This window comes from Rhodovulum sp. BSW8 (assembly GCF_003314725.1).
GTDB classification, from domain to species: Bacteria; Pseudomonadota; Alphaproteobacteria; order Rhodobacterales; family Rhodobacteraceae; genus Rhodovulum; species Rhodovulum visakhapatnamense.
Genome location: NZ_QNVX01000007.1, coordinates 25,617 through 47,730 on the forward strand (window position 1 = coordinate 25,617; position 22,114 = coordinate 47,730).

Genomic DNA, 22,114 nt, shown 5'->3' on the forward strand with positions numbered 1-22,114 from the left:
CTTTGGAGTCTATCCGTATAAATCTGATCACAAGCATTCCGTGCCGACAGGCCCGGGTCAAGCCGAAGCGACACCGCCATGGAAGGCATCGCCCGGATCGCGGTCGAAGAAGTAGACGATGACGTCCTTGGGTTGCGCGCCATAGGCGCGGCAAAGCGCGCCGGTCAGGGCGCGCGCCGCCTCGGCCTTGGCCTCGGCCGCCCTGGGGAAGGCATGCACCTTTGCAAAAATGCGGAAGACTTCAGCACTTTTGCCATATTTTCCGGCATGTCCGTAGGAATTTTCGGGCGTCGAAAAATAATAGACAGTGACGATTTCCGGCTTGATTCCGAATGCTGCGCAGAGACCATCGGTCATCAGGGAGGTGGCAAGTGCCCGTGTTTCCTGCACGGGTTCGCGGTCGAAGACTTCGATGAAGGGCATGGGCGATCTCCTGTCGGGACGGGGTCGGCCGGCGCCCGGAGCGGGGCCGGATGTTGACCGGATACATGATCAGATCAATTCTTCAAGAAACAGTTTGCGATCTAAAATAGGACTCGGGATGAGATTCAGGGGAAGCTACACGGTCTGCGTCACGGCCTTTGACGACGAGGGCCGGATCAACCTGCCCGCCATGCGCGGCTATACCGACTGGCAGATCGCCGAGGGCGCGCACGGGCTGGTGCCGCTGGGCTCGACCGGCGAATTCCTGTCGCTGACCCGCGAGGAACGCGGGCAGGTCGCCGAGGCGGTGATCGGCCAGGCCGCGGGCCGGGTGCCGGTGCTGATCGGCACCGCCGCCGAATGGACCGACGAGGCAATCGCGCTGTCGCGGGATGCCGAAGCCCTGGGCGCCGACGGGGTGATGCTGGTCCCGCCCTACTATTCCTCACCGACCGAGGACGAGCTGTTCACTCATTTCCGCCGGGTGGCCGAGGCGCTCTCGATTCCGGTCATGCTGTACAACAACCCGTTCACCGCCAATGTCGATCTGACCGCGCCGCTGGTCGCGCGGCTGTCGGAGATCGACAATATCGTCGCCATCAAGGACACCTCGAAGAACGTTCATCGGGTGACCGAACTGACCGAGCTGTGCGGCGACCGGCTGACCGTCTTCGCGGGCTATTACCCCTGGGAAAGCTACCGCTGCGGGGCCGAGGGCTACAGCTCGGTCATGGCCAATATCTCGCCGCGCCTCTCGGCCCAGATGTTCACCGAAACCCTCGACGGCGATGCCGCCAAGGGCCGCGAGATCTACGTGAAATGCCTGCCGCTGATCAACGCGCTGGCGGGCGATCTCTATGTCTCGGCCACCAAGGCGGCGATGAAGATGATCGGCCGGCCGATGGGCGACCCGCGCCCACCGCGGCTGCCGCTGCCGCAGGCGCGGCAGGACGAGTTGCGCCGCATTCTCGACGATCTCGGGCTGCTGGCGACAGCCTGAACGCCCCCGGTCCGGTCGCGGACCTTCGCCCCAACAGAGAGACAACCAAAGGAAACGCCTGATGAAACTGACGAACCTTGCCCTTTGCCTCGCGCTCGGCGCCTCGGCCGCGCTGCCGGCCTTCGCGCAGGACATCACCCTGAAGGCCAGCCACAACGCCAATGCCGAAGAGCCCTATGGCGTCGGCATGCGCAAGATGGCCGAGATCCTCGAAGACAAAACCGGCGGCACGGCCACCATCCAGGTCTTCGACAATGCCCAGCTCGGCGACGAGATGGAAAGCATCCAGGGCACCCAGATGGGCACCGTGGGCATCGCCGTGACCTCGAACGAGACGCTGGCGAACTTCGTACCCGACCTGACGGTGTTCAGCCTGCCCTTCCTGTTCCAGGATGCCGAGCAGATGGACCGCGCGCTGAGCGACCCGGCGGTGATCGCCAAGGCGCAGGAGATCCTCGGCGAGAAGGGGTTCCACCTGATCACCTTCTTCTCGGCCGGCACCCGTCACATCATGACCAAGACGCCGATCGAGACCATGGACGACCTGGCGGGCCTGAAGATCCGCACCATGCAGAACCCGGCCCATGTGGACACCTTCAAGGCCTTCGGAGCGAACCCGACGCCGCTGGCCTATACCGAGCTTTACGGCGCGCTGGAAACCGGCGTGGTCGACGGGGCCGAGGCCGCCAACACCAACTACTTTGCCAAGAAGTTCTACGAGGTGTCGCCGGACTGGGCGATGATCGGCTGGCTCGAACTGGTGGCGCCGGTGATCATGGGCGAGGCCGCCTATCAGGCGCTGCCCGCCGACGTGCAGACCGCGCTGGACGAGGCCGGCAAGGGCGCGGGCCAGTTCCAGCGCCAGACCTATCGCGAGAGCGATATCGCGCGCGTCAAGGATCTCGAGGCGGCGGGCGTGACCATCACCCATCCCGACGCCGCCGCCTTCCGCGCCGCCGCCGCGCCGATCCAGGCCGAATATGTCACGACGCCGGCGCAGAAAGAGTTGTTCGAGCTTCTGCAGGCGGTCGAATAACCCGCCCCTTCCTGACATCCCGGCTGCGGACACTCCGCGGCCGGGGCTTTCCTATCTGTAACCGCCAAAGGGGGCTCGCCATGCTGACGCTGATCGAAAAAGTCCTGCTTCTCTTGCGCCGGCTGGTTTCGGGCGTGGTGATCCTGCTGTTTTCCGTAATGATGGCCGCCGTGCTGGTGCAGGTCGCCGGACGCTACGTGTTCAACTATTCCATCGCGCAGGCCTCCGAGGTCGCGACCTTCTGCCAGATCTGGCTGGTGCTGCTGGGAGCGGGCGTCGCCATGGCGCGCGGCCAGCATGTCGCCATCGACATGATCCCGGCCCGGTTCTCGCGGCCCTGGGCGCGGGCCGCTCTGGTCTTCATCGCCCTGGTCTCGGCCGCCTTCCTTGCGGTTCTCGCCTGGGGCAGCCAGCCGCTGATCCGCATGGGCGAATTCCAGACCTCGCCCTCGCTTCGGGTGCCGATGATGTACATGTATCTCTGCCTGCCGGTCGGCGCGGCCTATATCGCGCTCGAGCTGTTCCTTTCGGTGATCCAGCGCTGGGACGACCCGTTCCCGCCGCCCTCGGCCGGGCAGGAAGAGGAGGCGATCTGATGCTGGTCATTGCCGCCGCCTTCGTTCTGTTGCTGCTGGCGGGGGTGCCGGTGGTCTTCGTGCTCGGCGCCTCGGCGGTGATCGCGCTGGTCACCACGACCGACGTGCCGGTCGCCATCGTCAGCCAGCGGGTCTTTGCCGGGCTGAACACCTTCACGCTGATGTCGATCCCGTTCTTCGTCTTCGCGGGCGTGATCATGGATGCGGGCGGGATCTCGCGCCGGATCGTCGAGTTCGCCTCGGCCGTCATCGGCTGGGTTATCGGCAGCCTGTTGCAGGTCTCGTGCCTGGCCGCCGCCGGGCTTGCGGCGATCTCGGGCTCGGGCTCGGCCGACACGGCGGCGATTTCGGCGATCATGCAGCCGCAGCTGCGCCGCCGGGGCTACGACGTCGATTTCGGCGCCGCGATCATCGCCTCGGCCGGGTCCATCGCCCAGGTCATCCCGCCCAGCCTGACCATGGTGATCCTCGCCGTCGTGTCGAATGTCTCGATCGGGGCGCTGTTCCTGTCGGGCGTGGTGCCGGGGCTGATGTGCATCGCGATCCTGATGGTCATCGCCTATTTCCATGCCCGGAAGGGGGGCCCCGCCTATCGCGAGACCGAGCCCTTCACCTTCGCCCGGCTGATCCGCACCGGCTGGGCCGCGCTGCCCGCGGCGGGGATGCCGGTGCTGATCCTGGGCGGCATTCTGGGCGGCGTCTTCACGCCCACCGAGGCCGCCGCCGTCTCGGGCTTTTACGGGCTGCTGGTCGGCGCCTTCCTCTACCGCGATCTCGACCTCAAGCGCCTGCCCGACCTGATCCTGAGGACCGTGTCGCTGTCGGCCGCCGTGATGCTGATCATCGGCACCGCCAGCGTCTTTTCCTGGCTCATCGCCAACGCGAACGTGCCCCAGCTTCTCGGCAACTGGATCGCCAGCGTGTCCTCCTCGACGCTGATGTTCCTCTTGATCGCGAACCTGCTGTTCCTGTTCGTCGGCATGTTCCTCGAGACCATCGCCGCGATCCTGATCATCGTGCCGGTGCTGTCGCCCATCGCCGCCCAGATGGGGGTGGACCCGATCCACTTCTCGCTGCTGATCATCCTCAACTGCGCCATCGGCACGGTGACGCCGCCTTATGGCGTCTCGCTGTTCGTGGCCTCCAGCGTGGCCGGGCGGCCGGTGCTGTCGGTTGCCCGCAAACTCGCGCTGCCGCTGGCCGGGCTCTTCGCCGTGCTGGTCGCGGTGACGCTGATCCCAGATCTTCCGCTTTTCCTGCCGCGCCTTGCCGGCCTCATCGACTGAAGGATACTGCCATGACGAAACTCAAGGTCACCATCGCCGGGATCGAATTCGACGCCCGTTTCGAAGACGCAGCCCCCCAAACCGTGGCCGCGTTCCGCGCCAAGATGCCGTTCAAGGGCCAGGTCGTGCATGTCCGCTGGTCGGGCGAGGGCGTCTGGATTCCGCTGGGCGAGACCGATTTCGGCCTCGGCTACGAGAACCACACCAGCTATCCCGCCCCCGGCCAGATCATCCTCTATCCCGGCGGGATCAGCGAGACCGAGATCCTGCTGGCCTATGGCGGCGTCCATTTCGCCTCGAAGCTCGGCCAGCTTGCGGGCAACCATTTCATCACCCTGACCTCGAATACCGACAAACTGGCGGACCTCGGACCCAAGGTGCTGTATGAGGGCGCCCAGGACATCCTGTTCGAAGAGATCGACGCGTGACACCCCCCCGGCCCATCACCTTCGGCGCGCGCCTGCGCCAGCTCGCGCGCCTGCGCGGCGCAGCCGAGGCTGTCCGGTTTCTGGCCGCCGACGGGCAGGAAGAGGCGATTGGCTGGGACAGGCTTGACGTGGCCGTCGACCGTATCGCCCATGTGCTGGCGGCACGCGGGGTCGTTCAAGGCGATGTGGTGGGAATCGGGCTCGCGAACACGCCCACCCATCTGGCCACATCGCTGGCGGTCTGGCGGCTGGGGGCGACGACCCTGGTCGCCGACCCGCATCTGGCGCCCGAGCTTGCCGCCGCGCTGAAGGCCCGGATCGGCGCCCGGATCTGGATCGCCGAGACCCCGGGCTCGGGCGATCTGCACCGCGCCGGGCTGGAACGCCAGGCGGCTTTCGCCCCCGCGACCCCGGTCGCGGACGCGGTCTCGTGCCCGGGCAAGATCGTGCTCTCGGGCGGTTCGACCGGGCTGCCCAAGATGATGGCCGACGACCGGCCCTACACGCGCATTCCCGGCGCCAGCTGGGGCCGGGTCGCGCCCGCGCTGGGGTTCCACGCCGATCAGGTGCAGCTGGTGGCGGGGGCACTGGCCCATAACGCACCCCAGACCTGGGCGCAGAACGGGCTTTTCGAGGGCAACCGCCTGGTCCTGATGGAAAAGTTCGACGCCGACCGGGCGCTGCTTGCCATCGACCGCTTTCAAGTCGGCTTTGCCATGGTGGTGCCGACGATGATGGTGCGGATGCTCGACCGGCTCGACGCCACCGGCGCGACGCTCGACAGCCTGCATGCCTTCTATCACACCGGCGCGCCCTGCCCGGCCTGGCTCAAGGCCGCCTGGATCGACCGGCTGGGACCTGACCGCGTCTTCGAGATGTATGGCTCGGGCGAGAATACCGGCCAGACCGTCATCACCGGCGCCGAATGGCTGAACCGCAAGGGGTCGGTCGGGCGCGGCTTCGAGACAGAGATCCGGATCTACGGGCTGGACGGCGCGCGGCTGGGTCCGCGCGAGCGCGGCGAGATCTTCATGCGGCCCGAGGACCTTTCCGGCCGCAGTCGCTATCTGGGCCCCGACGCGCCCGAACCCCGCCGCGACGAGGACGGGTTTCAAAGCATCGGCGACATGGGCTGGCTCGACGACGAGGGCTATCTTTATCTCGCGGGCCGGTCGGACGACATCATCAATACCGGCGGGATCAAGGTCCATCCCGAGGTGGTCGAGGCCGAATTGCTGCGCCATCCGCAGGTGGCCGACGCGGTGGTGGTGGGCGTCTCTGACCGCGACTGGGGCCAGCGCGTGGTGGCCTGCATCGTGCCCGCCCCGGGCACGACGCCAGATCCGGCCGAGCTGCACGATTTCTGCGCCGCGCATCTGGCGCCCGCCGAGGTGCCGAAGCGGTTCGAGCTGCGCCTGACCCTCCCCCGCGACGGCTTCGGCAAGATCCGCCGCAAGGCGCTCCGCGCCGCTCTGGAACCGCCCGACCTGGGCGCGGTCCCCGATCCCGACGCCTGACCGGACCTCAGATCGTCAGCCCTTCCCAGATGCCGCGCCGCACCAGTTCGCGCGAGACATCCAGCGTCAGCTGGCCCACCGCGCGGCAGGCCCGGGTCATCGCCCGGGCCGGGTTGGTCACCAGATAGACCGGCCGGGTCATGCGCGGCTCGACGATGGGCGTGCGCAGCAATTCGCCCCGGGCCACGAAATCCTGCGCCGCAGCGGGCGCGAGGATGGTATAGCCAGAGCCGCGCGCCACCAGCTCCTTGATCTGGGTCATCGCATCCATCTCGACCACGACATTCAGCGTGACCCGGTTGGCCACGCAGTATTTCTCGATCAGATGGCGCAGCCCGTTCGAGGTCAGCACCATGTCAAGCCTTTCCAGCGCGCGCAGCGGCACCGGCGTGCCCGCGGGCGTGTCGAGCGGCCAGGCATCGGGCGAGGAGTGGAAATACAGATCCTCCTGCAGCACATGGGTGTGGCGGAAATGCTCGACCCCCTCGAGGTCATAGAGAAAGCCGATATCCACCGTGCCGTCCTGCACCCAGGTCTTGATATAGCCGCTCATCGCCTCGACCGTCCTCAGCCGCACCTCGGGCATGTCGTGGCGCACGGTTTCGGCCAGCGGCACCGACATCACCATCGAGACCGACGGCGGCATCCCGAAACTGACCCGGCCGCGCAGGACGCCGGTCAACTCGTGCATGTCGGCGACGCAGCGGTCGACGCTGGCGCAGATGTGGCGCGCATGTTCGGCCAGCACCCGCCCTTCCTCGGTCAGGATCGTGCCGCGCGGCGAGCGTTCGACCAGCTGCACGCCCAGCTCGTCCTCCATCCGGCGGACATGCTGCGACAGCGAGGGCTGGGCCACGCCAATGGCCTGGGACGCCGCCGAAATCGACCGCGCCTCGGAGATCGCCAGAAAATAGCGCAGCTGCCGGATGTCCAAGCCTCGTCCTCCCTGTTGCGCCGCGACAGCGCCCGGTCAGTCGAACTCGATCACCTGCCGGATCGCTGTGCCCCGGTCGAGCTGGTCCATCGCCAGGTTGATCTGCCCGAGCTTCAGCCGGTGGGTCAGCATCTTCTCGACCGGCAGGCGCCCCAGCGCATGCAGCGCGAACATCCGCGGCAGGTCGCGCTGCGGCACGCAGGACCCGATGTAGCTGCCCTTGAGCGAGCGCTCTTCCGCCACCAGTTTCAAGGCGTTGAGCGGCATTCGCGCGTCGGGATGGGGCAGGCCCGCGGTGACGGTGGTGCCGCCCCGGCAAGTGACGTCATAGGCGGTTTCGAGCGCCCGGACCGAACCGGCCAGCTCCAGCGCCACGTCGACGCCGCCGCCCGTCAGATCGCGCACGGCCGCCACGGTATCGTCATCGGCCGCCACCGCATGGGTCGCGCCCATCGCCAGCGCCGCCTCGCGCTTGGCGGGGAAGGGGTCGATGGCCACGATCTCGCCCGCGCCCGCCGCGGCCGCGCCAAGGATCGCCGACAGTCCGACCCCGCCCAGGCCCACCACCGCGACCTTGCTGCCGGGCATGACGCGGGCGGTGTTGAAGACCGCCCCCGCGCCGGTCAGCATCGCGCAGGAGAACAGCGCCGAGATATGCGGCGGGATGTCGGCCTCGACCTTGACCAGCGAGGGCCGCGCCAGCACCGCATGTGTGGCGAAGGCCGAGACGCCCACATGATGATGCACCGGTTGCCCGTCCATCGACAGCCGCCGATGCCCGGTCATCAGCTCGCCCACGCCGTGATGTTTGGCCGCGCGGGTGCACAGCGCCGGGCGCCCCTCGGCGCAGGGGGTACAGCTGCCGCAGCCGGGCGCAAAGATGCAGACGACGTGATCGCCGGGCACCAGATCGGTGACGCCCGCGCCCACCGCCTCGACATGGCCCGACGCCTCGTGGCCCAGCACCATCGGCACCGGGCGCGGCCGGGTGCCGTTGATCACCGACAGGTCCGAATGGCAGACCCCGGCCGCCGCGACCCGGATCAGCACCTCGCCCGGACCGGGCGCCTCCAGATCGAGCTGGCGCACCGCAAGCGCCTCTGCCGCCTCGAAATCCTTCTCTATCCCGCCGCGCTCCAGCACGGCAGCCTCGATCTTCATGGAAAGCTCCTCCCAGGTCCGCCGGTTGATCCGGCCTTGTCCCATGCCGAGCCTATCGTCCCCGCCCGGCGCGCAAAGCGATATTAGCCGGGTCATAGGCAAAAGCTATAACGGAAAGCGCGGCAAGCTATTGGTCAGCGCGATGACCCTCTCCTAGGCTCGGCGCAGTTTCACTCTTGGGGAGGAAGAGATGAACTGCCAAGCGACACTTCGTGCCGCGTCCTTCTGCGCTGCGCTGGCGGCGGGAAGCGCGGCCCTTGCCGACGACACGGCGCCCGACTGGGCCGCGACGCCCTGGGGCCCCGAGGACGAACTGGGCGCGGCCAACCTGATGACGCCCGAACGGGTACGCGACGCCGCCGGGCTTGTGACCGAGGGCAAGGTCTACAGCCTCGGGATGATCGTCGGATCGGACACGCCCGCCTTTCCGCCGCGCAGCCTGTCGGTGACGGTGCTGCAGCCCAACCAGACGGAAACCCATGGGCTGGGTGAGAACCGGTTCACCTATAACGACGACATCTTCATGGGCTGGCTCGGGATCGGTCCGCAGATCGACGGGCTTGGCCATGCCGGGATCGACCACACCTATTACGGCGGCCGCACCGTGCCCGATTTCGCCAAGGCCTCGGGCCTGACCGAACTGGGGCTTGAAAAGCTGCCGGGTCTGGTCGGGCGCGGCGTGATGCTGGACATGGCCGCGCATTTCGGCACCGACATGGTCGCGGAAGGCACCGCCTATACCGAAGACGACGTGAAAGCGGCGGCCGAGGCGCAGGGCGTCGAGATCCGCGAAGGCGATATCGTGCTCTTCAACTCGAACTGGATGAACCTGCTGGACGGCGCGGCGCCCGACCCGGACCGCTTTGGCGCGGCCGAGCCGGGGCTTGGCGTCAGCGGCGCCGAATACCTGGCCGGGCTCGGGGTGATGGCGGTCGGCGCCGATACCTGGGGCATGGAGGTGGTGCCCGCCGAGGAAGAGGGCATGGCGTTTCGCGCCCACCAGATCCTTCAGCCCCGGCACGGCATCTATATCCTTGAAAACATGGACACCCGCGCGCTGGCCCGGGACGGGGTGCACGAGTTTCTGTTCGTGATGGGACAGGCCCGGATCAAGGGGGCGGTGCAGATGATCATCAACCCCATCGCGATCCGCTAGAGAACCGGAAAACAGGGAGGAAAACCGGATGAAGACCTGGCTGCTGACGGCGCTTTGCGCCGCGATGCCGCTGACCGCCGCGGCCGCCGACAAACCGGCGTCGCTGAAGGTCGGCATGACCACATTCCTGACCGGGCCCGCCTCGGTCTTCGGCGTCCCCGCGAAGAACGCGGCCGAGATCCTCGTCGAGACGATCAACGCCCAGGGTGGGATCGGCGGTGTGCCGGTCGAGGTCAGCTTCATCGACGAGGGCGCGGGCGCCGAGACGCTGACCTCGGAATACCGCAGGCTCGCGGAATCGGGCGGCGCCGACGTGATGTTCGCGGCGATTTCCTCGGGCAACTGCCAGACCCTGGCGCCGCTGGCCGAGGATCTGAAGGTCATCAACTTCATGTGGGATTGCGGCACCCAGAAGATCTTCGAGGAACACAGCTACAAATACGTCTTCCGCACCCAGGCCAACGCCACGCCGGAAATGCTGGCCGCGGTGATCTACCTGCTGAAGACCCATCCCGATTTCAAGACCATCGCCGTCGTCAACCAGGACTATGCCTGGGGCCGCGACAGCTGGGACATCTTCCGCACCGCGCTGATGGCGATGAAGCCTGACGTCAAGGTGGTGGGCGAGTTCTTCCCGAAATTCGGCTCGCCCGACTTCTCGACCGAGATTTCGCGGCTGCAGGCGCTGAGGCCCGACGTGATCCTGTCGACCAACTGGGGCGGCGATCTCGACACCTTCGTGCAGCAGGCGGCCCAGCGCGGTCTGATGAACAGCTCGACCTTCGTGCTGCCGCTGGCCGAATCCTCGCTGGAACGGCTGGGGTCAAGCCTGCCCTCGGGCCATATCGTGGGGGCGCGCGGCGATCACTATTTCCGCCATCCCGAACGCCGCGACGACGACGCGTTCAAGGATTTCATGGCGCGCTACGAGGAAAAGACCGGCGAGATTTCGGTCTATCCGGTGTTCCATACCGCGCAGGCCTTCGCCGCGCTGCAGGCGGTCTATGAAAAGGCGATCGCCGCCAATGGCGGCGACTGGCCCGACGAGGATCAGGTGCTGGCCGCCATGGCCGGGCTCGAATTCCAGGGGCTCGGCCGTCCGGTGACGATCCGCGAGGATCATCAGGGGATCGAGGCGCAGCTGATGGCGACCAGCGTGCAGACCGGGGACCACCCCTTCGCGACGCTGGAGAACATCATGATCTTCGACGGCGCCGACATCACCGCGCCGGTGGGCGAGGTCTCGGTCGACTGGATCGGCGGGCTCGATGCGAGCTTCCTCGATCAGGTCGGCGTCGCCACCTACGCCGACTGAGCCCGGACGGCCGGACGGGCACCCCCGCCCGTCCGGCATTTGCCCAACCGGAACCCGACATGACGCCGACGCTTTTCCTTCTCGCGCTCTTCGACGGCATTGCCTATGCCGCGCTTGTCTTCATCGTGGCGCTGGGGCTGACCCTGATCTTCGGGGTGATGCGCATCCTGAACATCGCCCATGGCTCGCTCTACGCCATCGGCGCCTATGCCACCGTGTCGCTGTCGGGCTGGGCGCTGGCGATGGGGCTGGCGCCGATTCTGGCCTTTCCGCTGATGCTGGTCTCGGCGGTGCTGGTCGGGCTGCTTTTGGGCGGGCCCATCGAATGGCTGCTGCTGCGCCGGATCTACGACAAGCCCGAGGTGCTGCAACTGCTGGTCACCTTCGCGGTCTTCATGATCCTCGAGGACGTCCAGCGGCTGGTCTGGGGCACGCGGCCCTATTTCGAGGCGACGGCGCTGCAGGCTTTGGGCAACGTCACCGTGCTGGGCGTGACCTATACCGTCTATCAGCTGATCCTGCTGCCCGCGGTCGCGGCGGCGCTGCTGCTGGGGATGCGCTTTTTCCTGCGCCACACCATCATCGGCAAGCTGATCCTCGCCACCACCGAAGACCGCGAGGCGGCGCAGTCGATCGGCATCGACGCCGACAAGGTCTTCCTGTTCACCTTCATCGTCGGCGCGGCGCTGGCCGGGCTGGGCGGCGCGCTGGCCTCGCCCACCACCTCGATCCTGCCGGGGATGGGCGCCGACATGATCGTGCTGTCCTTCGCCGTCGTCGCGACCGCCGGGCTCGGCCAGATCGAGGGCGCGGCGCTTTGCGCGCTGATGATCGGGCTGGGGCGGTCCTTCGCCGTCTATGTCTGGCCCGAGGCGGCAACGCTCGTGCCCTATGCGATCATGGTCGCGGTGCTGTCGGTGCGGCCGCAGGGCCTCTTCGGCAGCTCGTCCGCCCGCAAGATCTGAGGAGACCCGGCAATGACCCATGCGACAGAACCGGACAAATCCCGCCAGGGCCGCCCCGCGGGCGGGCCTTCGATGGCCGGAACCGTCCTGCCGCTGGCGGGCCTCGCGCTGCTGGCGCTGGTGCCGCTCGGCGCGCCGGGGATGCAGCTTCTGGTCAATCTGGCGCTGGCCAAGGGGCTGGCCGTCGCCGGGGTCAGCGTGCTCTTGCGCGCGGGCCAGGTGTCCTTCGGTCATGCGCTGTACTTCGCCGTCGCCGCCTATGCCGGAGCCTTCCTGATGACCGCCCTGCCCGGCGCCGACCTGGCCCTGGTGCTGCTGGCGGGTCTTCTGGGCGCGGTCGTGGCCGGGGTTTGCGTCGGGCTCTTCGTGGTGCGCTATCGCGGTATCTTCTTCGGCATGCTGAACCTCGCCTTCTCGATGATCTTCTGGTCCTTCCTCGAGAAGTTCTACCACATCACCGGGGGCGCCGACGGCATCCGCCTGCCGCGCCCGACCGTACTGGGGATGGACCTCGACCGCGCCAGCTTCGAGCTGGTGCTGTTCTACCTCACGCTGACACTGGTGCTGGGCCTGGGCTGGGCCACGATCCGCTGGCTGGCCTCGCCCGCGGGTCAGATCTTCCAGACCCTCAAGACCAACGAGACCCGGCTGGAATATCTGGGCGTCTCGCCGCGCCGGGCGCTGTTGTGGGGGTATCTCGTGTCGGCCGCGCTTTGCGGAATCGGCGGCGCGTTGATGGGGGTGACGCAGGGCGTCGTCACGCCCGAATACGCCTGGTGGATCCGCTCGGGCGAGATGGTCTTCATCGCCGTTCTGGGCGGCGCCGGGTCGGTGCGCGGCGCCTTTGTCGGCGCGCTGATCTACGAACTGGTCCGCACCTATGCCTCGGCCTATGCGGGCGATGTCTGGCAGATGCTGCTGGGTGCCTTCCTTCTGGTCATCATCCTCTTCGCGCCGCGCGGCGTGATCGGCATGATCGAGACGCTTGCCCATCGCGGGGAGGCGCGCAAATGACCGCGCCGCTGCTGGAAACCCGCAACCTCGTGATCCGCTTCGGCGGCGTGATCGCGGCCAATGACGTGTCGCTGACCATCACGGCGGGGCGCAACCTCGCCATCATCGGGCCGAACGGCGCGGGCAAGACCACCTTCCTGAACATCTGCACCGGCTGGATCAAGCCAAGTTCCGGCCAGGTCCTGTTCGAGGGCGAGGACGTCACCCCCTTGCCGCCGCGTGCCATCGTGCGGAAGGGCGTGGCCCGCGCCTTCCAGATCCCGCAGCTGTTCACCGAACATACCGCGCTGGAAAACCTGCTGATCGCGGTCGCCGCCCGCGACCGGCTGCGCAACCCGTTCATGGACCTGCACCGCATCCCCGAGAGGGACGAGATGATGCACCTGCTGGAAATGGTGAAATGCGCCGATGCCGCGCATCGCCCGGTGGTCGAGCTGCCCGAGGGCCAGCGCAAGCTGGTCGACATCGCCGTCGCGCTGGCACTGCGGCCCCGGCTTCTGCTGATGGACGAGCCGACCTCGGGCGTCGCCTCGTCGGAAAAGCACCGGATCATGGAGATCCTGGTCGAGGCCCTGGCCGAACGGAAAGTGACCTCGGTCTTCGTCGAACACGACATGGGCATCGTCGAACGTCATGCCGAAGAGGTCGCGGTCTGGAACGCGGGCAATGTGCAGCTGCGCGGCACCCCGCGCGAGATCCTGGACCATCCCGACGTGATCCGCGACGTCATCGGGGAGGCCGTCTGATGCTGGAATTTCGCACTGTCGATGCCGCGATCGGCAAGATCCCGATCCTGCGCGGGCTGAATTTCCGGATCGGCGAGGCCGAGACCGTCGCGCTGATCGGGCGGAACGGGGCGGGAAAGACGACGCTTTTGCGGTCCGTCATGGGCTTTACCGACGTGACCGGCGAGATCCTTCTTGATGGCCATCCGCTGGGGCCGATGCATCCCGCGCGCCGCCCGGGGCTTGGCATCGGCTACGCGCCCGAGGACCGGCGGCTGTTCTCGGCCTTCACGGTCGAGGAAAACCTGCTGCTGCCCGCGCAGAACGCCCGGCTCGACCGGGCCGAGACGCAGCGCAGGCTTGATCGGGTCCATTCGATCCTGCCCGAGCTGAAAGAGATGGCCGACCGGCCCGCGGGCAATGTCTCGGGCGGTCAGGGCAAGATGGTGGCGCTGGGCCGGGCGCTGATGCTGGGCACCCGGCTGGTGATGCTGGACGAACCCTTCCAGGGCCTCGCCCCGGCGCTTGCGCTGCGCTACGCCGACGCGCTGCGCGCGCTGCGCGATGCCGACCGGACGGTGACTCTGCTGATCACCGAATCGAATCCCGCGCTGCTGCGCGGCTTCGCCGACCGCACGCTGTTGATCGAACGGGGCGAGGTCGCCGCCCCGGACCCCAATGCCATTCCCGCCTGACCGAGAGGCCCCCATGACCCGAACCGACCTGCCGCTGCCCGAGCCCGCCAACCTGATCGGAAATGTCTGGCAGCCCGCCGTCTCGGGCGCCTCGATGGACGTGATCTCGCCCATCGACGGCCTGCCCTTTGCCCGGATCGCCGATAGCGGCCCCGAGGATGTCGACGCAGCCGTCGCCGCCGCCCGCGCCGCCTTCGAAGGCGGCGACTGGTCCCGCCTGACCGCGGCCGAGCGCGGGCGGCTTCTGCTGCGCCTCGCCCGCCGGATCGAGGACGAGGCCGAGGCGCTGGCCCGGCTCGAAAGCCGCGACAACGGCAAGCCGATCCGCCAAGCCCGCGCCGACATGGCCGTGACCGCGCGCTATTTCGAATATTACGGCGGTGCGGCCGACAAGCTGCATGGCGAGATCATTCCCTTTCTCAAGGACTGCAATGTCGAGCTGCATCGCGAACCGCATGGGGTGACCGGCCATATCATCCCCTGGAACTATCCCGCGCAGATGTTCGGCCGGTCCGTGGCGCCTGCGCTTGCGACCGGCAATGCCGCGGTCCTGAAACCCGCCGAGGAGGCCTGCCTGACCGCGCTCCGGATCGGGGCGCTGGCGGTCGAGGCGGGCTTTCCGCCGGGCGCGCTGAACATCGTGACGGGGCGTGGCGAAACCGCGGGGGCGGCGTTGTCGCGCCACCCCGGCATCGACTTCATCTCGTTCACCGGCTCGCCCGAGGTGGGCGTGCTGATCCAGACCGAGGCCGCGCGCAACTTCATCGGCTGCACGCTGGAACTGGGCGGCAAGTCCCCGCAGATCGTGTTCGACGATGCCGATCTAGAGGCCGCGCTGCCGGTCCTTGTGACCGCGGTGATCCAGAATGGCGGCCAGACCTGTTCCGCGGGCAGCCGGGCCTTGGTACAGCGCGGGGTGTTCGACGCGGTCATGGCCGGACTGAAGGCGCGCTTCGAGGCCATCGAGGCGTCCGACTCGGGCGAGGAGGCGGTGCTGGGCCCGCTGATCTCGGCCCGGCAGAAGGCCCGGGTCGAGGGATACATCGCCAATGCCGGGGCGCCCTTGATCGCCCGGGGCGGCATCCGGGCCGGGACCCCCGACGGCGGGTTCTATGTCGCGCCTGCGGTCTTCGGGCCCTGCGACCCGGGCTCGCGGATCGCGCAGGAAGAGGTCTTCGGCCCTGTGCTGTGCGTCATTCCCTTCGAGGACGAGGCCGAGGCCATCGCCATCGCGAACGGCACCGAGTACGGGCTGGTCGCCTCGGTCTGGACCCGCGACGGCGCGCGCCAGCAGCGGGTGGCAAAGGCGATGCGCTGCGGCCAGGTCTTCGTCAACGGCTATGGGGCGGGCGGCGGGGTCGAGCTGCCTTTCGGCGGCCGGCGCAAATCCGGCCATGGCCGCGAGAAGGGCTTTGCCGCGCTGCACGATTTCACCACCCTCAAGACCATCGTGACGCACCATGGCTGAGGCCAATCGAGGAACGGAGAGACCGGAATGAGACTGGACGGCAAGGCGACACTGGTGACGGGCGCGGCCTCGGGCTTCGGGCGCGGCATCGCCGAGACCTATATCCGCGAGGGCGCCCGGGTGGCGGTGGTCGATATCGACCGCGACCGCGCCGGGGCGGTGGCCCGCGAGCTGGGCGAGAACGCGCTGGCCATCGGCTGCGACGTCTCGAAGGGCGACGAGGTCGCGGCCGCGGTCGCCGCCACGCAGGAGGCGTTCGGGCGGCTCGACATCGTCGTCAACAACGCGGGCTGGACCAACCGCAACCAGCCGCTGATGGAGACCGACGAGGCCACCTTCCGCAAGATCTACGACATCAACGTGCTGTCGATCTTTCACATGACCAAGGCCTGCGTGCCGCTCTGGCGCACGCAGGGCGGGGGGGTGATGCTGAATGTCGGCTCGACCGCGGGCATCCGGCCCCGGCCCGGGCTGACCTGGTACAATTCCTCGAAGGGGGCGGTGAACCTGATGACCCGCTCGCTGGCGGTCGAACTGGCGCCCGACCGCGTCCGGGTCAACGGCATCGCCCCGGTGATGGGCGTGACCGGCCTTCTGGAACAGTTCATGGGCGTGCCCGACACGCCCGAGAACCGCGAACGCTTCATCGCGACGATCCCGCTGAGGCGGCTGTCGGAACCGCGTGACGTGGCCAATGCAGCGCTTTATCTGGGATCGGACGAGGCCGATTTCATCACCGGGGTGATCCTCGAGGTCGATGGCGGCCGCACGATCTGAGAGGACCGCGCCCCATGGCCGACCGACCAGCCCCTGCCCGCCGCGCCGATTTCGCGGCCTTCCGCAGCCTGACGACGCGCTGGGAAGACAACGACATCTACGGCCACATGAACAACGTGGTGCATTACGCGCTGTTCGACACGGCGGTGAACGGCTGGCTGATCGAGGCGGGGGTGCTGGATATCCGGGGCGGCGCCCAGATCGGGCTCGTGGTCGAAACCGGCTGCCGCTATCACGCCGAGATGGCCTTTCCCGACCGGGTGACGGCGGGGATACGGGTCGCGCATCTGGGCCGAAGCTCGGTCCGCTACGAGATCGGGCTGTTCCGCAACGACGAGGACAGCGCAGCGGCCGAGGGCGTGTTCGTGCATGTCTATGTCGATTCCGCCACGAGGCGCCCCAGCCCGCTGGCCGCCCCTCTGCGCGCGGCGCTTGAAACCCTGGTGCGGCCCGGGCCGGCGGGGCAATGACCCCGGCGGCCCGGACCCGGTCTAGCGGTTGTCGGGCTGGGCCCGGACGCTCAGCCGCCCGCGATGCGAGATGCGATAGGGGCCGCCATTGCGCGACTCGATCAGGCGGCGGCGTCGCAGCCGGCCGAAAACGTCGAGGTCGCAATCCGACAGGACCAGCCCGTCGCGGGTAAAGCAGGTGATGGCCACGATCTTGCCGCCCGCAGCGGGGCGGTCATGCACGATGCGCCCACCCTGAGCCAGCACGTGCAGCACGCGCTGTTCGCGTTTCGAGATGTTCATGGAAGTTCCTGTGCAAGGCAAACGAAAGGCCCGCGAGGGCTCTTGGCCCTCCGGGTCGATCCCAGGCCCTCCGACGATCAGAGGGCGTCCTTACACAAGCTCCAGCATCAAGGCTCCGCTCGCCCGCGGAACGCGGACGGTCGGCACCAATCTGGGCGCGGGCCGCGCCCCGGTCAAGCGAAAGGGGTCAGACGGCCCCCGCCTGCGACGGAATGCGCGGCACAAGCTCGCCCACCACCCGTTCGTACAGCGTCCGCTTGAACGGCACGATGTGATCGACAAGCGCGTCGGGGTCGAGCCAGGTCCAGGCCGAAAACTCGGGATGCTCGGTTTCGATGTTCACCTGATCGTCGCGGCCCAGATAGCGCAGCAGATACCAAAGCTGTTTCTGCCCGCGATACTTGCCCTTCCAGACCCGGCCCAGCAATTCGGGCGGCAGGTCGTAATCGACCCAGTCGGCGGTCCGGGCGAGGATCTCGACCAGATCGGCGGTTACCCCGGTCTCTTCCCAAAGCTCGCGCAGCAGCGCCTCTTCGGGGTCTTCGCCCTTGTCGATTCCGCCCTGCGGCATCTGCCAGGCGGGTTCGGCCCAGTCCTTGCGCTGGCCGACAAAGACCTTGCCCGCGCCATTGACCAGCATCGCGCCGACACCGCGGCGATAGGGAAGTTTCTCGATCTCTTCGGGACTCATGTCGTGCCTTCGGGGCCGGTGCGACCCGGCCCCCTCCTTTCGTGTCACTTGTGCTCGGGGTCGAGCGCCGAGAGGCCCTTGAGGATGTCGACCGCATAGGCCAGCTGGTAATCCTCTTCGCGCAGCTTGGCGGCGGCCTCGGCCTTGGCCAGTTCTTCCTCGGCCTGCTTGCGCTCGTCCTCGGTCATGCTGTCATTGTCGAGCGCCCCGCGCAGATCGGCCTCGGACCGGGTCCGCGCTGCGGCGCTGGCAGGCTGATCCTCGGTTTCCTCGGTGACGGGCTTGCGCGGCGGCTGTTCGACCACGATGTCGGGCGCGACGCCCAGCGCCTGGATCGAGCGGCCCGAGGGGGTGTAATAGCGCGCCGTCGTCAGCCGCATCGCGCCCTCGCCCTTCAGCGGCATCACCGTCTGGACCGACCCCTTGCCGAAGCTGCGGGTGCCGACCACGATGGCGCGGCGATGGTCCTTCAGCGCGCCCGCGACGATTTCCGAGGCCGAGGCCGAGCCGCCATTGATCAGCACCACCATCGGCAGCCCGCCGGTCAGATCGCCCTTGGTCGCGTTGTAGCGGTCGCTGTCCTGCGGGTTGCGGCCCCGGGTCGAGACGATCTCGCCCGCGTCGAGGAAGGCGTCCGACACCTTGATCGCCTGCGGCAGAAGCCCGCCCGGGTTGTTGCGCAGATCGAGCACCACGCCGGTCACGTTCTCGACCCCGCCAAGCTCCTCCACCGACTTGTTCCACTCTTCCTCGAGATTGGCATAGGTCTGGTCGTTGAATGTGGTGACGCGCAGCACGACCGTGCTGCCCTCGATCCGCGAGCGCACCGCCGTCAGCTTGATCGTGTCGCGGGTGATGGTGACGTCGAAGGGCTCGTCGACGCCCTTGCGCACGACTGTGATGACGATCTCGCTGCCGACCGGGCCGCGCATCATCTCGACCGCCTCGTCCAGCGTCAGGCCCAGCACGCTTTCGCCATTCACATGGGTGATGAAGTCGCCCGACTCGATGCCCGCCTCGTCGGCCGGGGTGCCGTCGATCGGCGAGACGACCTTGACGAAGCCCTCTTCCTGGGTGACCTCGATCCCGAGCCCGCCGAATTCGCCGCGGGTCTGCACCTGCATGTCGTCGAAATCCTTCGGCGGCAGATAGCTGGAATGCGGATCGAGCGAGGTCAGCATGCCGTTGATCGCGGCCTCGATCAGCTTGGTCGAGTCGACCTCCTCGACATATTGCGACCGGATCCGCTCGAACACGTCGCCGAAGAGATCGAGCTGTTCGTAGACCGAGCTGTTCGACTTGGCCTCATCGGCCAGAAGCGGCCCGGCCACCTGGGTGGCCACGAGCGTTCCGGCAACCACACCGCCCAATGCGGCAACCACGAATTTCTTCATCGGCGTCCTCAATCCTTACTGTCGCGCGAACCACGGCGCAGGGTCCACGGGGCTGCCGCCCTGTCTCAGTTCCATATAAAGCGTTTCCGGAAGGTCATTGCCACCGCCTTCTGCCGCCGCGTCCAGAAACGCGGCCGTGTTGGGATCGGCGCCGCCCATGAGACCGACCGGCGCGCCGGCGGCAAGCACCTGACCCTCGGCACCATAAACCTGCGCCATCCCGGCAAGCACCAGCAGATATCCTTCGGCCGGTTCCAGCACCATCACATTTCCGTAGTCGAGCAGCGGCCCGCGATAGCGGATCGTGGCCGCGACGGGCGTCGTCACCAGCGCCAGCGGCCGGGTCGCCAGCACCAGGCCCGGCCGGACGATCCCGGCCGCGTCGGGCTCGTCGAAGCCTCGCAGCAGGGTCCCCTCGACCGGCAGCGGCAGCTGGCCTTCCAGCGCCTCGAAGGCGGGCGGGGCACTGTCTTCGGGGGCGGTGCCGCCGACCTGGGACAGCCCCGCGGCAAAGCCGTCGAGCGTCTCGCTGCTGTCGGCGAGATGGGCCAGACGGTCGGGGTCGGCCGAAAAGCGCTGCGGCAGGTCGCGGCGGTCGGCGATGGCCTGGCTCAGTTCGGTGCGCGCGGTCTGTACGCCCGAAAGCCCCGCCGCCAGATCGTCGGCCGCGCTTTCCTGCAACGCCCGGATCAACGCGATCTCGTCCAGCTGGCCGCGCAGCGACTCGGCCTCGGCCTGCAGCGCCGGGGTCACCTCGCCCAGCATCATGCCTGCCCGTGCGGCGCCAAGCGGCCCGGTCGGGTGCAGCAGAACCAGCGCCTCGGGATTGCGTTCGATGCTGGAGAGCACGCCCACAAGCTGGGCGATCTCCTCGCGCCGGGCATCGAGCACGGCGGCGATGGTCTGTTCCCGAACCGCGGCGCGCCGCAGCCCTTCGCGAAGGGCGGCAAGGCCCTGTTCATAGGCGCGCACGGTTTCGGTCAGCGCGGCGACCCGGTCGCGGGCACCTCCCGCGGCCTGCAGCCGGTTTGCGGCGTCGCGCAGCGCGGCGGCCGCGGCCTCGGCGGTGTCGGCCGGATCGGCGGTCTGGGCCAGGGCCGGGGCAGACCAGAGCGGGACTGACAGGGCCGCCAGCGCGGTCCCCGCGATCAGAAGGGCGAGAAACGGGCCGCCTGCCTGTCTCACGCCGCCTGTCTCACGCTTCGATCAGGGTTTCGCCCGTCATCTCGGGCGGTTTCGGCAGGTTCATCAGTTCCAGCAGGGTCGGCGCCAGATCGGCCAGCCGCCCGTTGCGAAGCCGCGCGCCCTCGGGCCCGCCGACCAGGATCACCGGCACCGGGTTCAGGGTATGCGCGGTATGCGGGCCGCCGGTCGCCGGGTCGATCAGGGTCTCGCAATTGCCGTGATCGGCGGTGACGATCATCGCGCCGCCCGCCGCCGCCAGCGCCTCGAGCGCCCGGCCGAGATTGCGGTCGACCGCCTCGCAGGCCTTCATCGCCGCCGAAAGAATGCCGGTATGGCCGACCATGTCGGGATTGGCGAAGTTCACGACGATCAGGTCATAGCCCTTGCCGATGGCCTCGACCAGCTTGTCGCCGACCGCCTCGGCCGACATCTCGGGCGCCAGGTCATAGGTCGCGACCTTGGGGCTCGGGGGCATGAAGCGGTCCTCGCCCTTTTCGGGCGCTTCCTTGCCGCCGTTCAGGAAGAAGGTGACATGGGGATATTTCTCGGTCTCGGCCAGCCGGAACTGGGTCAGCCCCTGCTTGGCGACCCATTCGCCCAGGGTGTTGACGAGCTTGCGCTTGGGAAAGACCGTGTCCATCCAGGCGTTATGCTCGACCGAATACTCGACCATCCCCAGCAACGCTGCGAGTTGCGGCCGGGTCCCGGTGTCGAAACTGTCGAAATCGGGCTGGGCGAAGGCGCGCAGGATCTCGCGGGCGCGGTCGGCCCGGAAATTGAGACAGAAGAGCCCGTCGCCGTCCTTGATGCCGTCATGGGCCGCGACCACCGACGGGTGGATGAACTCGTCGGTCTCGCCCCGGTCATAGGCCTTCTGCACGGCCTCTTCGGCGCTGGCGACTTCTTCGCCCAGCCCGTTGGCCATGGCGTGATAGGCGAGCTTGACCCGTTCCCAGCGATTGTCGCGGTCCATCGCATAATAGCGCCCGATCACGGTGGCGATGCGCACGCCCTCGGGCAGGCCCTCTGCAAGTTCGGGGATGAAGCGGTCGGCCGATTGCGGCGGCACGTCGCGACCGTCGGTGAGGGCATGGATGGCAACCGGGACGCCTGCCTCGGCGATGCAGCGGGCTGCGGCGAGGATATGGGCGATATGGCCATGGACGCCGCCATCGGACACGAGCCCCAGCAGATGCGCCGTACCGCCCGAGGCCTTCATCTTGTCGATGAAGCCGGTCAGGGCGGGTTGCCGGAAGAAGCTGCCATCCTCGATCGACAGGTCGATCTGGCCCAGATCCATCGCCACCACCCGGCCTGCGCCGATATTGGTATGGCCGACCTCGGAATTGCCCATCTGCCCCGTCGGCAAGCCGACATCGGGCCCGAAGGTGGTCAGGATCGCATTGGGGCAGGTCTGGATCAGCCGGTCGAAATTGGGCGTCTCGGCGAGCAGCGGGGCATTGTCGTCATGGGTGGGGCCGATGCCCCAGCCATCGAGAATGCACAGAACGACGGGTTTCGGTGTGGTCATGGCAAAAGCACCCTACTGCAGTTGCGCCCCTTCTAGAAGCCACGGGGCGAGAGGACAACAGCGGC

General features: G+C 67.9%; 23 protein-coding genes. 15 read left to right on the forward strand and 8 right to left on the reverse strand.

Going from position 1 to position 22,114, the window contains the following annotated elements; translation table 11 throughout:
- Window positions 1–57: 57 nt before the first annotated feature.
- Window positions 58–423 (reverse strand): hypothetical protein, encoded by a 366-nt coding sequence (locus tag DSD19_RS05890; RefSeq protein WP_113668902.1) that lies wholly within the window; start codon window positions 421–423, stop codon window positions 58–60.
- Between the two features lie 118 nt (window positions 424–541).
- On the opposite strand from DSD19_RS05890, the gene dapA reads away from it, so the two are divergent.
- The 6 genes from dapA (at window position 542) to DSD19_RS05920 (ending at window position 6,286) form a co-directional block, all read left to right on the forward strand.
- Window positions 542–1,423 (forward strand): 4-hydroxy-tetrahydrodipicolinate synthase, encoded by an 882-nt coding sequence (gene dapA / locus DSD19_RS05895; protein WP_113668903.1) that lies wholly within the window; start codon window positions 542–544, stop codon window positions 1,421–1,423.
- 61 nt (window positions 1,424–1,484) lie between these two features.
- A complete protein-coding gene (locus DSD19_RS05900; protein WP_113668904.1) occupies window positions 1,485–2,459 on the forward strand; it encodes a TRAP transporter substrate-binding protein in 975 nt (324 codons plus the stop codon).
- A gap of 80 nt (window positions 2,460–2,539) precedes the next feature.
- The gene (locus DSD19_RS05905) at window positions 2,540–3,055 is read left to right on the forward strand and encodes a TRAP transporter small permease (RefSeq protein WP_113668905.1); all 516 of its coding nucleotides are present in this window, start codon (window positions 2,540–2,542) and stop codon (window positions 3,053–3,055) included.
- Window positions 3,055–4,341 carry a TRAP transporter large permease gene (locus tag DSD19_RS05910; protein WP_113668906.1) on the forward strand — a complete coding sequence of 429 codons (1,287 nt, stop codon included), beginning with the start codon at window positions 3,055–3,057 and terminating at the stop codon, window positions 4,339–4,341. Before DSD19_RS05905 ends, DSD19_RS05910 begins: the two co-directional genes overlap by 1 nt.
- 11 nt (window positions 4,342–4,352) lie before the next feature.
- On the forward strand, window positions 4,353–4,769 hold the full coding sequence (locus DSD19_RS05915; protein WP_075784443.1) for a DUF3830 family protein: 417 nt from the start codon (window positions 4,353–4,355) through the stop codon (window positions 4,767–4,769).
- Window positions 4,766–6,286: an AMP-binding protein gene (locus DSD19_RS05920; protein ID WP_113668907.1), complete on the forward strand. Its 1,521-nt coding sequence runs from the start codon at window positions 4,766–4,768 to the stop codon at window positions 6,284–6,286. The genes DSD19_RS05915 and DSD19_RS05920 overlap by 4 nt, the downstream gene beginning before the upstream one ends.
- A gap of 7 nt (window positions 6,287–6,293) precedes the next feature.
- On the opposite strand, the gene DSD19_RS05925 is transcribed toward DSD19_RS05920, so the two are convergent.
- Both DSD19_RS05925 and DSD19_RS05930 read right to left on the reverse strand, forming a co-directional pair.
- A complete protein-coding gene (locus DSD19_RS05925; RefSeq protein WP_113668908.1) occupies window positions 6,294–7,220 on the reverse strand; it encodes a LysR family transcriptional regulator in 927 nt (308 codons plus the stop codon).
- 36 nt (window positions 7,221–7,256) lie between these two features.
- Window positions 7,257–8,381 (reverse strand): zinc-binding dehydrogenase, encoded by a 1,125-nt coding sequence (locus DSD19_RS05930; protein ID WP_075784440.1) that lies wholly within the window; start codon window positions 8,379–8,381, stop codon window positions 7,257–7,259.
- Window positions 8,382–8,571: 190 nt separating this feature from the next.
- On the opposite strand from DSD19_RS05930, the gene DSD19_RS05935 reads away from it, so the two are divergent.
- The 9 genes from DSD19_RS05935 to DSD19_RS05975 are packed head-to-tail and all read left to right on the forward strand — an operon-like array spanning window position 8,572 to window position 16,966.
- Window positions 8,572–9,537: a cyclase family protein gene (locus DSD19_RS05935; RefSeq protein ID WP_113668909.1), complete on the forward strand. Its 966-nt coding sequence runs from the start codon at window positions 8,572–8,574 to the stop codon at window positions 9,535–9,537.
- 28 nt (window positions 9,538–9,565) lie between these two features.
- A complete protein-coding gene (locus DSD19_RS05940) occupies window positions 9,566–10,852 on the forward strand; it encodes an ABC transporter substrate-binding protein (protein ID WP_113668910.1) in 1,287 nt (428 codons plus the stop codon).
- A 59-nt stretch (window positions 10,853–10,911) separates the two neighbouring features.
- Window positions 10,912–11,817, forward strand: a complete 906-nt coding sequence (locus tag DSD19_RS05945) for a branched-chain amino acid ABC transporter permease (RefSeq protein ID WP_075784437.1) — start codon at window positions 10,912–10,914, stop codon at window positions 11,815–11,817.
- Window positions 11,818–11,829: 12 nt separating this feature from the next.
- A complete protein-coding gene (locus DSD19_RS05950) occupies window positions 11,830–12,831 on the forward strand; it encodes a branched-chain amino acid ABC transporter permease (protein WP_207802423.1) in 1,002 nt (333 codons plus the stop codon).
- Window positions 12,828–13,577: an ABC transporter ATP-binding protein gene (locus DSD19_RS05955; RefSeq protein WP_112316549.1), complete on the forward strand. Its 750-nt coding sequence runs from the start codon at window positions 12,828–12,830 to the stop codon at window positions 13,575–13,577. Before DSD19_RS05950 ends, DSD19_RS05955 begins: the two co-directional genes overlap by 4 nt.
- A complete protein-coding gene (locus DSD19_RS05960) occupies window positions 13,577–14,251 on the forward strand; it encodes an ABC transporter ATP-binding protein (protein ID WP_075784435.1) in 675 nt (224 codons plus the stop codon). Before DSD19_RS05955 ends, DSD19_RS05960 begins: the two co-directional genes overlap by 1 nt.
- Window positions 14,252–14,264: 13 nt before the next feature.
- Window positions 14,265–15,719 carry an aldehyde dehydrogenase family protein gene (locus DSD19_RS05965; RefSeq protein ID WP_113668911.1) on the forward strand — a complete coding sequence of 485 codons (1,455 nt, stop codon included), beginning with the start codon at window positions 14,265–14,267 and terminating at the stop codon, window positions 15,717–15,719.
- A 27-nt stretch (window positions 15,720–15,746) separates the two neighbouring features.
- A complete protein-coding gene (locus tag DSD19_RS05970; RefSeq protein WP_113668912.1) occupies window positions 15,747–16,496 on the forward strand; it encodes an SDR family oxidoreductase in 750 nt (249 codons plus the stop codon).
- A gap of 14 nt (window positions 16,497–16,510) precedes the next feature.
- Window positions 16,511–16,966 (forward strand): thioesterase family protein, encoded by a 456-nt coding sequence (locus DSD19_RS05975; protein ID WP_113668913.1) that lies wholly within the window; start codon window positions 16,511–16,513, stop codon window positions 16,964–16,966.
- A gap of 21 nt (window positions 16,967–16,987) precedes the next feature.
- Here DSD19_RS05975 and DSD19_RS05980 read toward each other — a convergent pair whose 3' ends face one another.
- From DSD19_RS05980 to gpmI, 5 genes are all read right to left on the reverse strand, one after another.
- On the reverse strand, window positions 16,988–17,248 hold the full coding sequence (locus tag DSD19_RS05980) for a YjhX family toxin (protein ID WP_113668914.1): 261 nt from the start codon (window positions 17,246–17,248) through the stop codon (window positions 16,988–16,990).
- A 187-nt stretch (window positions 17,249–17,435) separates the two neighbouring features.
- The gene (locus DSD19_RS05985; RefSeq protein ID WP_075784430.1) at window positions 17,436–17,939 is read right to left on the reverse strand and encodes an RNA pyrophosphohydrolase; all 504 of its coding nucleotides are present in this window, start codon (window positions 17,937–17,939) and stop codon (window positions 17,436–17,438) included.
- Window positions 17,940–17,983: 44 nt separating this feature from the next.
- On the reverse strand, window positions 17,984–19,333 hold the full coding sequence (locus DSD19_RS05990; protein WP_075784429.1) for a S41 family peptidase: 1,350 nt from the start codon (window positions 19,331–19,333) through the stop codon (window positions 17,984–17,986).
- 15 nt (window positions 19,334–19,348) lie between these two features.
- The gene (locus DSD19_RS05995; RefSeq protein WP_243627741.1) at window positions 19,349–20,518 is read right to left on the reverse strand and encodes a murein hydrolase activator EnvC; all 1,170 of its coding nucleotides are present in this window, start codon (window positions 20,516–20,518) and stop codon (window positions 19,349–19,351) included.
- A gap of 10 nt (window positions 20,519–20,528) precedes the next feature.
- On the reverse strand, window positions 20,529–22,049 hold the full coding sequence (gene gpmI / locus DSD19_RS06000; protein ID WP_113668915.1) for a 2,3-bisphosphoglycerate-independent phosphoglycerate mutase: 1,521 nt from the start codon (window positions 22,047–22,049) through the stop codon (window positions 20,529–20,531).
- Window positions 22,050–22,114 lie beyond the last annotated feature (65 nt).

Bases quoted from the DNA above. Each gene is read 5' to 3' on its own strand.
- DSD19_RS05950 (WP_207802423.1), top strand. From the start codon at position 11,830: ATGACCCATGCGACAGAACCGGACAAATCCCGCCAGGGCCGCCCCGCG.
- DSD19_RS05960 (WP_075784435.1), top strand. From the start codon at position 13,577: ATGCTGGAATTTCGCACTGTCGATGCCGCGATCGGCAAGATCCCGATC.
- DSD19_RS05940 (WP_113668910.1), top strand. From the start codon at position 9,566: ATGAAGACCTGGCTGCTGACGGCGCTTTGCGCCGCGATGCCGCTGACC.
- DSD19_RS05890 (WP_113668902.1), bottom strand. From the start codon at position 423: ATGCCCTTCATCGAAGTCTTCGACCGCGAACCCGTGCAGGAAACACGG.
- DSD19_RS05905 (WP_113668905.1), top strand. From the start codon at position 2,540: ATGCTGACGCTGATCGAAAAAGTCCTGCTTCTCTTGCGCCGGCTGGTT.
- DSD19_RS05980 (WP_113668914.1), bottom strand. From the start codon at position 17,248: ATGAACATCTCGAAACGCGAACAGCGCGTGCTGCACGTGCTGGCTCAG.
- DSD19_RS05915 (WP_075784443.1), top strand. From the start codon at position 4,353: ATGACGAAACTCAAGGTCACCATCGCCGGGATCGAATTCGACGCCCGT.
- DSD19_RS05945 (WP_075784437.1), top strand. From the start codon at position 10,912: ATGACGCCGACGCTTTTCCTTCTCGCGCTCTTCGACGGCATTGCCTAT.
- DSD19_RS05930 (WP_075784440.1), bottom strand. From the start codon at position 8,381: ATGAAGATCGAGGCTGCCGTGCTGGAGCGCGGCGGGATAGAGAAGGAT.
- DSD19_RS05965 (WP_113668911.1), top strand. From the start codon at position 14,265: ATGACCCGAACCGACCTGCCGCTGCCCGAGCCCGCCAACCTGATCGGA.
- dapA (WP_113668903.1), top strand. From the start codon at position 542: ATGAGATTCAGGGGAAGCTACACGGTCTGCGTCACGGCCTTTGACGAC.
- DSD19_RS05955 (WP_112316549.1), top strand. From the start codon at position 12,828: ATGACCGCGCCGCTGCTGGAAACCCGCAACCTCGTGATCCGCTTCGGC.
- gpmI (WP_113668915.1), bottom strand. From the start codon at position 22,049: ATGACCACACCGAAACCCGTCGTTCTGTGCATTCTCGATGGCTGGGGC.
- DSD19_RS05935 (WP_113668909.1), top strand. From the start codon at position 8,572: ATGAACTGCCAAGCGACACTTCGTGCCGCGTCCTTCTGCGCTGCGCTG.
- DSD19_RS05910 (WP_113668906.1), top strand. From the start codon at position 3,055: ATGCTGGTCATTGCCGCCGCCTTCGTTCTGTTGCTGCTGGCGGGGGTG.
- DSD19_RS05975 (WP_113668913.1), top strand. From the start codon at position 16,511: ATGGCCGACCGACCAGCCCCTGCCCGCCGCGCCGATTTCGCGGCCTTC.
- DSD19_RS05970 (WP_113668912.1), top strand. From the start codon at position 15,747: ATGAGACTGGACGGCAAGGCGACACTGGTGACGGGCGCGGCCTCGGGC.
- DSD19_RS05900 (WP_113668904.1), top strand. From the start codon at position 1,485: ATGAAACTGACGAACCTTGCCCTTTGCCTCGCGCTCGGCGCCTCGGCC.
- DSD19_RS05985 (WP_075784430.1), bottom strand. From the start codon at position 17,939: ATGAGTCCCGAAGAGATCGAGAAACTTCCCTATCGCCGCGGTGTCGGC.
- DSD19_RS05990 (WP_075784429.1), bottom strand. From the start codon at position 19,333: ATGAAGAAATTCGTGGTTGCCGCATTGGGCGGTGTGGTTGCCGGAACG.